Here is a 12,200-nt window from a genome sequence, read left to right on the forward strand (position 1 = left end):
GGGGCCCGTCTCGTCTTCGTCTTCGCGGCGCGCTACGCCTTCGCCAGCTGGCGCAGCACGTACTGCAGGATGCCGCCGTGGCGGTAGTAGTCGAGCTCGTTGGGCGTGTCGATGCGGCACACCACCGTGAAGCTCTTCTCGCCGCCCTCGCCCGTGGCCTTCACGGTGAGCTTCTTCTGCGGCGCCAGGTCCTGCGCGACTCCGGTGATTTCGAACGCCTCGTGGCCGGTGAGGCCGAGCGACTGCGCGTCCTGGCCCGCCTCGAACTGCAGGGGCAGCACGCCCATGCCGACGAGGTTGGAGCGGTGGATGCGCTCGAAGCTCTTGGCGATGACGGCCTTCACGCCGAGCAGCTGCGTGCCCTTGGCGGCCCAGTCACGGCTGGAGCCCGTGCCGTACTCGGCGCCGGCCAGCACCACCAGCGGCGTGCCGTCCGCCTGGTACTTCATGGACGCGTCGTAGATGCTCATCCGCTCGCGGGTGGGGATGTGGACGGTGACGCCCCCCTCCACGCCGGGCACCAGCAGGTTCTTCAGGCGGATGTTGGCGAAGGTGCCGCGCACCATCACCTCGTGGTTGCCGCGGCGCGCGCCGTAGGAGTTGAAGTCCTTGGGCTCCACGCCCTCGGCCATCAGGTACTTGGCCGCCGGGCTCGTCTTGGCGATGTTGCCCGCGGGCGAGATGTGGTCCGTCGTCACGGAGTCACCCAGCAGCGCCAGCACGCGCGCGCCCTTGATGTCCTGCGTGGCCTTGGGCTCCTTCGGCAGGTTCTCGAAGAAGGGCGGCTTGCGCACGTAGGTGGACTTCTCATCCCACTGGAACGTGGAGCCCTTGCCCACGGGCAGCTGCTGCCAGAGCGCGTCGCCCTCCATGGCGTTGGCGTACTGGCTGCGGAACTGCTCGGGCTTCACCGACGCGCGGATGACCGCCTTGATTTCGTCGTTGGTGGGCCAGATGTCCTTGAGGAACACCTCGCGGCCGTTCGGGTCCGTGCCCAAGGGCTGCGTGTCCAAATCCAACCCCACCTCGCCCGCCAGCGCGTACGCCACCACGAGCGGGGGGCTCGCCAGGTAGTTCATGCGCACGTGCGGGTTGATGCGGCCCTCGAAGTTGCGGTTGCCGGAGAGCACCGCGGCCACCACGAGGTCGCCCTCGACGACGGCGTTGGCGACGGGCTCCGTCAGCGGACCCGAGTTGCCGATGCAGGTGGTGCAGCCGTAGCCCACCACGTGGAAGCCCACGGCCTCCAGGTACGGCAGCAGGCCGGAGTCACGCAGGTACTCGGTGACGACGCGGCTGCCCGGCGCCAGGCTGGTCTTCACCCAGGGCTTGGGGTTGAGGCCCCGCTCCACGGCCTTCTTGGCCAGGATGCCCGCGCCCACCAGCACCGCCGGGTTGGACGTGTTGGTGCAGGACGTAATCGACGCGATGACCACCGCGCCGTGGCCCAGCTGGTAGCTCTGGCGGCCCTGCTTCACGGTGACGCTCTGGGCCAGCCGCTCCGCGGGGACCTCGGCCGCGGGGGCCGCCTTGGCCTTGCCGCCACCCTCGTCATCCTCGCCCTTGCTCTTGCCGGCGGAGAGCATCTCCACGAGCGACTTCTCGTAGCCGGACTTCATGTCCTTGAGGGGCACGCGGTCCTGCGGGCGCTTGGGGCCGGCGAGGCTGGGCACCACGGTGGACAGGTCCAGCTCCAGCGTGTCGCTGAAGACGGGGTCCTTCGCGTCGGCGGCGAGCCACAGGCCCTGCTCCTTCGCGTACGCCTCCGTGAGGGCCACGACGGCCTCGGGGCGGCCGGTGAAGCGCAGGTAGTTGAGGCTCTCCTCGTCCACCGGGAAGAAGCCGATGGTGGCGCCGTACTCGGGCGCCATGTTGGCGATGGTCGCGCGGTCCGGCAGGGACAGGCCCTTGAGGCCGCTGCCGTAGAACTCCACGAACTTGCCGACCACGCCCTTCTTGCGGAGCATCTGCGTGACGGTGAGGACCAGGTCCGTCGCCGTGGCGCCCGCGGGCAGCTGGCCGGTGAGCTTGAAGCCCACCACCTGGGGGATGAGCATGGTAATCGGCTGGCCGAGCAGCGCGGCCTCCGCCTCGATGCCGCCCACGCCCCAGCCCACCACGCCCAGGCCGTTGATCATCGTGGTGTGGCTGTCGGTGCCCACCAGCGTGTCCGGGTACACGGTGCTGCCCTGGCGGAACGTCACCTGCGCCAGGAACTCCAGGTTCACCTGGTGGCAGATGCCGATGTCCGGCGGGACGACGCCAAAGCCCTTGAACGCGCTCTGGCCCCAGCGCAGGAAGGCGTAGCGCTCGCGGTTGCGCTCGAACTCCAGCTCCGCGTTCTCCTTGAAGGCCGCCGTCGTCGCGAAGGAGTCGATCTGCACCGAGTGGTCGATGACCAGGTCGGCGGGGTTGCGCGGGTTGATCTTCGACGGGTCGCCGCCCATGGAGGCGAGCGCCTCACGCATGGCGGCCAGGTCCACGACGGCGGGGACGCCGGTGAAGTCCTGCAGCAGCACGCGCGCGGGGTGGAAGGAGATCTCCACGTCCGGGGTGGCCTTGGGGTCCCACGCGAGCATCTTCTCCACGTGCTCGCGCTTGACGACGCGCCCGTCCTCGTTGCGCAGCAGGTTCTCCAGCAGCACCTTCAGCGAGAAGGGCAGGCGGTCCACCGACGGGTGGGCCTTGGCCAGCTTGCTCAGGCTGAAGTAGTCATAGGTGGCCGAGCCCACCTGGAGCTTGGACTTCGTGCCGAAACTGTCGGTCATGTGCGGTGCCCTTCCGTGCGCAGGATGTGGGGACTTCTAGGCTCGCCTTTGACGCGTTGCAAAGGGTTCCTGCACACGCATCCGGCGATGGACGGTTGACCCAGCAAGGGTCCAGCCCCGCTCATCGGAACCATGCGTCCCGCTGGGGGAATGTCGTCCGCGACACCTCTTGCGTCACGGCGGGGCAGCCCCAGGACAACCCCGGGGCGGGCCCTCAGAGCACCTTGCGCAGGGCGTACAGGGCGCGCTCCAGCAGCTTGCGCCACAGGGGCCGGCGGCGGAACTCCGCCAGCGTCACCTCGCGGCAGTCGCCACAGTCCGTCCGGAAGGACTCCTCCAACTGCCGGCCCAGGCGCGGGTCGGCGAAGACGGCGTTGACCTCGTGGTTGAAGGCCAGGCTCAGCCGCTCCAGGTTGAACGAGCCCAGGGTGCCCCAGGCCCCGTCCACGACGGCCGTCTTCGCGTGGAGCACGCCGCGCTGCCACTCGAAGATGCGCACGCCCGCGCCCAGCAGCTTCTCGTAGAAGGCGCGGGTGACGAACTCGAGGAGGGGGTGGTCCGAGCGGGCGTTGAGCAAGAGGCTCACCTCCACGCCCCGCCGGGCCGCGTCGCGCAGCGCGGCGACGAGCCGCCGGTCCGGCACGAAGTAGGCCGCGGCGATGAGCACGCTCTTGCGCGAGCGCTGGATGGCGTGCAGGTAGGCCCGGTGGATGCTGCGGCGGCTGGACAGCACCGCCAGCCCCACCTGGCCCCGCGCGCCCCCGCCCCGCCGGCGCCGCAGCCGCCCCAGGCCCGTGGCCCAGCGGTGGAAGCGGTCCTGGAACATCATCCGCCACGTGGCGAGGAAGCGGCGCTCCAGCGCGTGCACCGCGGGCCCTTCGATGCGCAGCACGTCATCGCGCCAGCCGCCGCCCTCCCCCGCCGGCGCCCAGTGCGCGGAGATGTTGACGCCCCCGGTGAAGGCCACCTCCCCGTCGACGATGAGGATCTTGCGGTGGTCCCGGCGCAGCAGGTGGCGCCAGCCGCGCGACAGGTTGAAGGGCTTGAAGGGGCGGATGTCCACGCCGCGCTGGCGCAGGGTGTCGAAGTACGACTTGCGGCTGGTCCACGAGCCCACCGCGTCGTAGAGCACCTTCACGTGCACGCCCCGCTCGGCCGCCTCCGCGAGCGCCTGGCCGAACAGCTCACCGACGGCGTCGGTGATGAACATGTACGTCTCCAGGCGGATGTAGCGCCGCGCCCGGCGGATGGCGTCCAGCATCGCCGGATAGGCCTCCACGCCGTCGCGGAGCAGCTCGCACGCGTTGCCCCGGACCACCGAGTGGCCGCGCGGCAGGTAGTAGCGCGCCAGCAGGAGGCTGGAGACACCAGGGCTCCAGACGGGCGCCTGCTCCGGCAGGGGGCCCTGAGAACAGCCGGCCTCGGGCGGCTCCTCACCCGAGACACCCGTCCTCTCGCTCATGACCTCCAGGTCGCGCATGGCGACCTTACGGTGAGGACGGCCCCTCGCGCCGGCAACCCGACGGGCCCCGCGGACGGCCCCTCGGGGTGATGCACCGTCCTGTGCAGGACGGTGCATCCCGGCGAAAACCCGCGACGACTACAGCCCGTACTCGGCGCGCTTGTTCTCGGCGCGCGTGGCACACGGCTGGTCGTACTCGGGGAAGTACTGCTTCACGTGGTCCAGGGTGGCGGCGGCGCCCTTGTAGTTGCCCTGGTTGTAGTACTTCTCCACCTCGAGCAGGAGCTTGGCGCAGGTGCGGTCCAGCTCCTGCTGCGCGGTCTGCATGCGCTCGCGGGCCTCGTAGTAGAGGTCCGGCTTGGGCTCCGGGTGGGCCTCCAGCATCAGCCACGCCTCGCGGAAGCCCTTCCAGGCCTCGTAGCGGTTGCGCGCGCCGATGTCCGGCGTGTCGCTGTTCTTGCGGCCGCGCTTGTAGGACTCGCTGGCCTGGCGCACCAGCTCCTCGGGGAGCAGGTCCGGCAGGAGCGCGCGCTCCACCCACACGTTCCAGATGCGCCAGGGGTCCTCACCCGGCGGGTTCTTCGTGTTGTCGAAGACGATGCGGTTGGGCTCGCCCTTCTTCAGGTGCTGGGCGGGAATCATCAGCTCCAGGGAGCGGTCCTGGCTGGCCAGCGTGTCCGGGGGCACCTTGCCCACGTCCACGCCGTTGACGCTCACCATCACCTCGTCCTTGGAGATGCCCTGCGCCTGGTAGTGGAGGATGACCACCGCGCGGGTGGCGGCGGTGTACTCCCACTCGAAGATCTTCATGTCCGGGCGGTTCCACGTCACGTCCGGCCCCAGGCCGAACGAGTCGCGGATGGGCTGCCCGGTGAGCATCGCGGGCTCCTCGCCCACGGGGCCCGTGTCCACGCCGCTGAGCACCAGCCAGTACAGGAGGCCGAAGATGCCCAGCACCAGCACCACGGCGCCGCCGATGATGCCGCCGCGCACCATGTTGGTGGCGTCCGCCCAGAACAGCTTCGCGCTGGCGACCAGGCCCGGCGACTCGCGGCGGATGCGGGCGCGCTCGGCGGCGGACAGGCCGCTGGCGGCGCCCGCGTTGGAGGTCGGCCTGGAGCGCACGGGCGCTGAAGCCCCCGTGCCGGGACGGGCGCGCGCGGGGGCGGAGGACGCGGCGCGCTCGATGGCCGCGGGGGCCTCCGCCGACGCCGACGCGGGCAGCGCGGCGCGCGCGCCACTCTGGCCGGCCGGACGCAGGGCCCGGAGGTTGTTGCGCGTGGCGCCCTGGCGCATCTCCGCCAGGGACTGCTCGTCGGCGCCCTCGGGGGCCAGGGCCACGCCCTTGTTGCGCTGACGCTTGAGCGCGTCCACGGACACGATGCGCGTGCTGTTCGCGCCGTCCTCGGCGCCAGCGGGAATCTCCTCCTCGCCGGTGGCGGCGTCGGCCGTCATCAGCGTGAAGACGAACGTCACCGGCCCCAGGGTCAGCTTGTCGCCGTCCTCCAGGGCCTGCGTCTGCACGGAGGTGCCATTGAGCAAGGTGCCATTGGCGCTGCCCTGGTCCTCGACGCTGTAGGCGTCACCGTCGAGGAACAGGCGGCAGTGGCGGCGGGAGACACCTGGGTCGTACAGCACGACGTCGCATTCGGACGTACGACCGATGAGCACGGAGTCCTGGTCGAAGACGAACTCCTTGCCGGCGTCTTTTCCCTCGGAGATCGTCAGCTGGAAAGGCATGGGGCTCTACAATCCTATCGAGGCTCGCGCCGCTCGGGCAACGGCGGCTCGCGCGGAGACGGGTTCCATCACCTCCGCCTCGCCCCCGAAGGACAGCACCCACTGCGTGAGCCAGCGCTCGCTGTCGCCGGCCACCAGGACCTCCACGCCCCCGTCAGCGAGCGGGCGGGCGTCCTGGCCGAAGCGCTCCTTCACGTAGGGCGCCGCCACGGGCGAGAAGCGCACGCGGACGGACGCCTCGGAGCGGCTCCGGGCGGGATTGGGGACATCCGCCCGGGCATCGGGCGGGGGGAGGAAGGGGGTGTCGGTGACGGCCAGGTCCTCCATCCGGTCCAGCCGGAACAGTCGGGCGTCCTGCCGGGTGTGGCAGAAGCCCTGCAGATACCACTGCCCCCGGTGACTGAGCAGCTCGTACGGGCGCACCCTGCGGGGCTCGGCGGGGCGTCCGGGGCTGGCATATCCGAAGGTGACTTCTCGCCGCTCGAGAATCGCACGGGTGAGCGGCCCCAGGGCCTGGGGCGCCTCGGCGGAGGCGTCGATCTTCCGGTACATCTCCCGGTAGCGCTCGCGCACCTGGGGCGGCAGCACGCGCTCCAGCTTCTGCAGGGCGCTCTGCAGCGCGTCCCCGGAGGCCGGCCGGAGCAGCTCCGCCGCGGCGGCCAGGGCCGCGGCCTCCCCCGCCGTCAGCCGGGGCGGCGCGAACAGGCGCTGGTCCAGGTCCACGTAGACGCGGTCGTTGTCCACGTAGATGTCGATGTAGTCGTCCGGGTTGAAGGGCGGCCGGCCCACGCACGTGAGCAGGTCCAGCTCCTCCAGCAGGTCCTCCCGGCTGACGTTGAGGGCGCGCGCGAGCGCCTCCACCGTGACGCCGGGGTTCTTGGACACGTAGGGGACGAGGAACAGCAGGCGGCGGAGCCGCTCGTGGACGTTGCTCATGCGCTCACCTTGTCTTCCTGCGCGTCCGCGTGGCGGTTGGCCACGCGCGCGGCCATCTCCCGCAGGCGGGCACAGGCGCTCTCGGGTCCCTCCACCACGCAGTCCGCCCCCAGCGACAGGCAGAAGCGCACCAGGCCATCCAGGAAGCTCACCTTGAGGTGGGCCCGGGTGATGCCCCCTTCGGCCACCTGCTCCAGCACGGCGCCGGGGAACAGGCCCGAGGCGCGCGAGGCCAGCGCGCCCGACAGCCGCAGCACCACCTCCTGCGGCTCGTGGAAGCGGTGCTGCCACGGGAAGTACGCCACGTGGTTGTCGAGCGAGAAGTCCTCCGGCACCTGGAAGTCCGGGGTGCGCGGGCGCGCGGTGTTCACCTTCAGCTCGCGCACGCGGTGGACATGGAAGGTGCGCAGGCCGCCGCGCAACTGGCAGTGGCCCACCAGCGTCCACACGCCGCGCCGGAGCGCCAGGCCATACGGGTCCACGCGGCGCTGGGTGGCGTGGGGGTGCTTGGGGCTGGCGTAGGAAATCTCCACCCACTTGCGCGCGGCGCACGCGTCCCAGAGCTGCTCCAGGCGGGCGGAGATCTCCTTCTCCTGTCCCTCCTGCACCGCGCCCAGCTCCATGCGGACCCTGGGCGTGGGCAGCGACTGGCCGGCGAAGAAGCCAATCTTGCGCAGGGCGTGCGCCAGGTCATCGCGGCCGGGGAAGGCGCCGGACGTGAGCGCGGCGGAGCCGGCGGCGTAGAGCACGGCCAGCTCCTCCTTGGTGAGGTCCGCCTCCGGGAGGTAGTAGGCGTCGCGGTCGACGATGTAGCCGTCGCGGCGCTCGTCGTCTCCCTGGACGTAGGTGAGCGGGAAGCCCAGCTCCACCAGCTCCGCCTTGTCGCGCTCGAACTTGCGCTCGGCGGCGTCGTCCGAGCCTCCGTAATCAGCGGGGAAGTGCTCGCGCAGCTCGGCCCAGGAGATGGGCTCGCGCGCGTCGAGCAAGAGGGCCACGAGGTCGAGGATGCGTTCGGTGCGGTCCATTCGGGAAGGTCGGCGACGATGCCGGGCGGACCCCAGGGGGTCAAGGAAGGGGCACGTGACAGGAGGAAAACAACGGCCCGGCCCGCGCGCGTCCAGGCTGATAGCCACCCAGGACTGAACAGGCAAGCAGGTAATTAATTGTGTGATGGTTGCAACACAGGTGGGAAGGTTGAACCCGCCAAGGAGGGCTCGCACTATGGGCGCGACTTGGGATATTCCTGCGCCAGCTTCAGAAGGGACCTCTCCATGAACCGCACCTTCCGTGACGTGGTCGCCGGGCTGGCACTGCTGGTGGGGTTGTTCTGCGGGATGATGCCTGCCTCCGCTGAAGCCGAGCCCCTCTATTTCGCCGTGGAGGTCTGGCGCGACGGGCGGCTGGTGGCCCAGCCCAAGCTGCTCGGAGAGACGGGCCGCACGCTGCGCGCCGAGCGCCGTCGCCCGGGCGCCGCCACGGCGGACTACCGACTGGTGCTGATGCCGCGCGCCGAGGGCGAGTCCTTCCTCCTCCAGCTGGACCTGCTGCTGCCGGAGGCCAAGGGCCACTCGGAGCTGGCGCTGCTCCACGGCCAGCAGCGCAAGCTGCAGCTCGGCCGCGTGCCGGGCGAGCTGGAAGTGTCGCTGCTCCTGATGAAGGTGGACTCGCCCGAGTTCCGAGCCCTCATGCAGCTGGGCACCGACGGCGGCAAGAGCGGCACCTCCTGCTCCATCTGATCCACGCCGGCTACAGCACCGCCAGGTCGTCGCGGTGCACGGCCTCATCCAGGTAGCGGTACCCCAACACGGACTCGATGTCCGACGTGCGCCGTCCGGCGATGCGCCGCAGCTCGTCCGCGCCGTAGGACGCCAGCCCCCGCGCGAACACCTCGCCGGACGCGTCCGCCAGGTCCACCGGGTCGCCCCGGTCGAAGTCGCCCGTCACCTGCTTCACGCCGCTGGGCAGGAGGCTGCGCTTGCCGTGGACGATGGCCTCGCGCGCGCCGGCATCCACGGTGAGTGTGCCCAGGGGCCGCAGCGCATGGGCAATCCACGCGGCGCGGGAGCCCCGGCGCGCGCCGGTGGGCTCGAAGAGGGTGCCCATGGGCTCACCCTCCAGCACGGCGCGCAGCCGGCCGGGCAAGGCGCCCGAGGTGATGACGCCCCGGATGCCCTGCTCGGCGGCGCTCGCGGCGGCGCGGACCTTGGTCGCCATGCCGCCGGTGCCCACGCCGCTGGAGGTGCCCCCCGCGAGCGCGAGGACGTCGGAGGTGACCTCCTCCACGGTGTCCAGCAGGCGCGCGCCCGCGTCGCGGCGGGGGTCCGCGGTGAACAGGCCCTCCACGTCGGAGAGCAGCACCAGCGCGTCGGCCTCCACCACGCCGGCCACCAGGCCCGCCAGCGTGTCGTTGTCACCGAACTTCAGCTCGTCCACGGAGACAGTGTCGTTCTCGTTGATGACGGGCACCACGGACGCGGACAACAGGCGCTCCAGGGTGTGCTTCACGTTGAGGTAGCGCCGCCGGTCCCGCATGTCCTCGTGGGTGAGCAGCACCTGGGCCACCGCCTGTCCCTGGGCGCCGAAGACGTCCTCGTACGCCTGCATCAGCCGGCTCTGTCCCACCGCGGCGCACGCCTGCTTGCCCGGGATGTCGCGAGGGCGCGAGCCCAGGCCCAGCCGCTCCATGCCCAGGGCGATGGCGCCGCTGGACACCACCACCAGCTCGCGGCCCTGGGCCGCCCACAGCAGGTCCTCCCCCAGCGCCACGAAGTGCTCGCGGTTGAAGCGGCCGGTGGCGTGCGTGAGGGCGTTGGTGCCGATCTTCACCACCACGCGCTTCGCGGCGCGCAGGGCGTTACGTCCCGAGTGAGTCACGTCCGCGAGCGTAGGACGGAAAAGGAAACAGGGCGCAAGGGCCGTGTGTTCACTACGGTTCCGGCAACCCGGGCCGGAGGGGCGTGTCAGCCACATCGTTGGGGCGCCGTATAAAGTGCCGGGAAGGACGGGGTCAGCCGGCTTCCGTCAGGAGAGCAAGCGTTTGAAGGAAATCTACGGCAACACCCTGGGCCTCAAGGCGAACGAGCAACACCGGCTGCGGAACACCTTCCGCCGGCGCGTGTCGCCTCACGAAATCGTGTCGCCCGAGCTCGCCCGCCACCTCACCGAGCTGTCCCACGAGACGAACCGACAGGTGGGCGTGCTCATCAACCGCAAGGGGGAAATCGAGCACGTGGTGGTGGGCAATGCCCACAAGCTGGAGCTGCCGGACATCGGCCGCGCGCGTGCGGGCCAGGTGCGTCTGCGTGGCCTGCGGCTGGTGCACACGCACCTCAAGAGCGAGCCGCTCACCAAGGACGACCTGACGGACCTGGCGCTGTTGCGCCTGGACTGCGTGGCCGCGGTGGGCGTGGGACAGGAGGGGCTGCCGGGCGTGCTGCACTACGCCCACCTCGTGCCGGAGAACGGCACGGGTGAGTTCTGGCAGGTCACCACCCTGCCCTCCGTGCACCTGGAGCAGCCGGACCTCATCGACACGCTGGACGCGCTGGAGGAGGAGTTCAACCGCAAGGCGGCGGCGCGCGCGGTGAGTGGGCGGGAGAAGGCCATCCTCGTGGCGGTGTGCCTGGACGGCAACCGGGCGCAGGCGGAGGCGAGCCTCGCGGAGCTCAGGGAGCTGGCGCGCACCGCGGGCGTGGAGGTGGTGGACAGCGTGCTCCAGGTGAAGCGCGAGGCGGACCCTCGCTACCTCATCGGGCGGGGCAAGCTGGAGGACCTGAACCTGCGCTCGATGCAGTCCATGGTGGACCTGCTCATCTTCGACAAGGACCTCACCCCCTCGCAGGGGCGCCACATCGGCGAGGCCACCAGCCTCAAGGTCCTGGACCGCACCCAGCTCATCCTCGACATCTTCGCGCAGCGCGCGCAGAGCGCCGAGGGCAAGCTCCAGGTGGAGCTGGCGCAGCTGAAGTACCGGCTGCCGCGGTTGGTGCAGAGCGATGACTCGCTCAGCCGGCTCGCGGGCGGCATCGGCGGGCGCGGCCCCGGTGAGACGAAGCTGGAAATCGACCGACGCCGGGTACGCGAGCGAATCACGCATCTGGAGAAGCGCATCGACACGATTGGCCGGGAGCGCAGCGTGCGGCGGGCGCAGCGAAACCGCCGCGAGCTGCCGGTCATCTCCATCGTCGGGTACACCAACGCGGGCAAGTCCACGCTGCTCAACGCGATCACGAACGCGCAGGTGCTGGCGGAGAACAAGCTGTTCGCCACGCTGGACCCGACGAGCCGCAGGCTGCGCTTCCCGCAGGAGCGCGAGGTCATCATCACCGACACGGTGGGCTTCATCCGGGACCTGCCCAAGGACCTGGTGGCGGCCTTCCGCGCGACGCTGGAGGAGCTGTACGACGCGAGCCTCCTGTTGCACGTGGTGGACGCGGGCGACCCGGCGCGCGACGACCAGGTGGAGGCGGTGGAGAAGATCCTGTCGTCGCTGGGGTTGATGGAGAAGCCCCGGTTGATGGTGTGGAACAAGGCGGACCTGCTCTCTGCGGAGGAGGTGGAGTCGCTGCTTCGCTCGCGGGGCGGGGTGGCCATCAGCGCCCAGACGCGCGACGGGCTGCAGACCCTCCTGGCGAAGGCGGACACCACGCTGTTCGCAGAAGGGGCGTCCGAGTCGATGGGCATCGTCTGACGCGGCGTGCGGGTTGCGAGGTGGCATGGCTCCCCCTAGAGTCGGGGGGCCGTGTCCATCTCCCTCGCGTCCACCTTGTCGTCGGTCCTGCTCGCCCAGGCGGTGCCGGACTACACCCGTCCCGTCTCCTCCATGTCTCCGAAGTACTTCGAGATTTTGGAGCAGAACAGCCACATCATCTACCCGCTGGTGGCGGTGCTGACGCTGGTGCTCATCGCCGCGGGCATCCTCCAGGCGTGGAGGACGCAGGACCTGGACGGCCTGCAGAAGAGCGAGTTCAAGAAGGCCATCGTCAACGAGCTGCGCAGCAACATCACCGGACTGCCGGGTGACGTGCTGGCGAAGGCCGTGGGGCTGGACCGACTGAAGACCCACCGTTTGCTGGAGCAGATGCAGCAGGACGGCATGGTGGTGAGCCACACCAACTCGCAGCGCCTGACGGTCTGGCGCATCCGTGGCGCCGCCCCCGAGGCGAGCGCCCGGCGCTACTGAGGTCGTCTGTGAACGAGGGGGGAAGCATGCAGTTCACGATTGCTCACTGCGACTACCCCAGCTCCGGGGAGATGTTCCTCTACTTCAGCCTCTTCCTTGTCATCACTCTCGG

At 70.4% G+C, this 12,200-nt stretch carries 9 protein-coding genes; 3 read left to right on the forward strand and 6 right to left on the reverse strand.

The features are described 5' to 3' along the window. Positions 1–32: 32 nt before the first annotated feature. The 5 genes from acnA to VZQ01_RS11900 all read right to left on the reverse strand — a co-directional run bounded on the left by acnA (position 33) and on the right by VZQ01_RS11900 (position 7,931). Positions 33–2,768, reverse strand: coding sequence for an aconitate hydratase AcnA (acnA, locus tag VZQ01_RS11880; RefSeq protein WP_426747861.1), 2,736 nt, complete (start codon positions 2,766–2,768; stop codon positions 33–35). 214 nt (positions 2,769–2,982) lie between these two features. Then, the gene (locus VZQ01_RS11885; RefSeq protein WP_370640318.1) at positions 2,983–4,230 is read right to left on the reverse strand and encodes a phospholipase D-like domain-containing protein; all 1,248 of its coding nucleotides are present in this window, start codon (positions 4,228–4,230) and stop codon (positions 2,983–2,985) included. 138 nt (positions 4,231–4,368) lie between these two features. After that, on the reverse strand, positions 4,369–5,970 hold the full coding sequence (locus VZQ01_RS11890; protein WP_223746391.1) for an FHA domain-containing protein: 1,602 nt from the start codon (positions 5,968–5,970) through the stop codon (positions 4,369–4,371). A gap of 6 nt (positions 5,971–5,976) precedes the next feature. Beyond that, on the reverse strand, positions 5,977–6,906 hold the full coding sequence (locus VZQ01_RS11895; protein WP_141332140.1) for a helix-turn-helix transcriptional regulator: 930 nt from the start codon (positions 6,904–6,906) through the stop codon (positions 5,977–5,979). After that, a complete protein-coding gene (locus VZQ01_RS11900; protein WP_223746390.1) occupies positions 6,903–7,931 on the reverse strand; it encodes a helix-turn-helix transcriptional regulator in 1,029 nt (342 codons plus the stop codon). The genes VZQ01_RS11895 and VZQ01_RS11900 overlap by 4 nt, the downstream gene beginning before the upstream one ends. A gap of 246 nt (positions 7,932–8,177) precedes the next feature. Between VZQ01_RS11900 and VZQ01_RS11905 the strand changes: the two genes are divergently transcribed. Then, a complete protein-coding gene (locus VZQ01_RS11905) occupies positions 8,178–8,642 on the forward strand; it encodes a hypothetical protein (RefSeq protein ID WP_141332142.1) in 465 nt (154 codons plus the stop codon). A gap of 10 nt (positions 8,643–8,652) precedes the next feature. Here the strand turns inward: VZQ01_RS11905 and proB are convergent, their stop codons facing one another. Further along, on the reverse strand, positions 8,653–9,780 hold the full coding sequence (gene proB / locus VZQ01_RS11910; RefSeq protein ID WP_223746389.1) for a glutamate 5-kinase: 1,128 nt from the start codon (positions 9,778–9,780) through the stop codon (positions 8,653–8,655). A gap of 163 nt (positions 9,781–9,943) precedes the next feature. On the opposite strand from proB, the gene hflX reads away from it, so the two are divergent. Next, complete coding sequence (gene hflX, locus VZQ01_RS11915) at positions 9,944–11,596, forward strand: GTPase HflX (RefSeq protein WP_141332144.1); 1,653 nt, start codon at positions 9,944–9,946, stop codon at positions 11,594–11,596. Between the two features lie 51 nt (positions 11,597–11,647). After that, positions 11,648–12,088, forward strand: a complete 441-nt coding sequence (locus VZQ01_RS11920; RefSeq protein WP_046711455.1) for a hypothetical protein — start codon at positions 11,648–11,650, stop codon at positions 12,086–12,088. Positions 12,089–12,200 lie beyond the last annotated feature (112 nt).

Source organism: Myxococcus faecalis (genome assembly GCF_050039385.1).
GTDB classification, from domain to species: domain Bacteria; phylum Myxococcota; class Myxococcia; order Myxococcales; family Myxococcaceae; genus Myxococcus; species Myxococcus fulvus.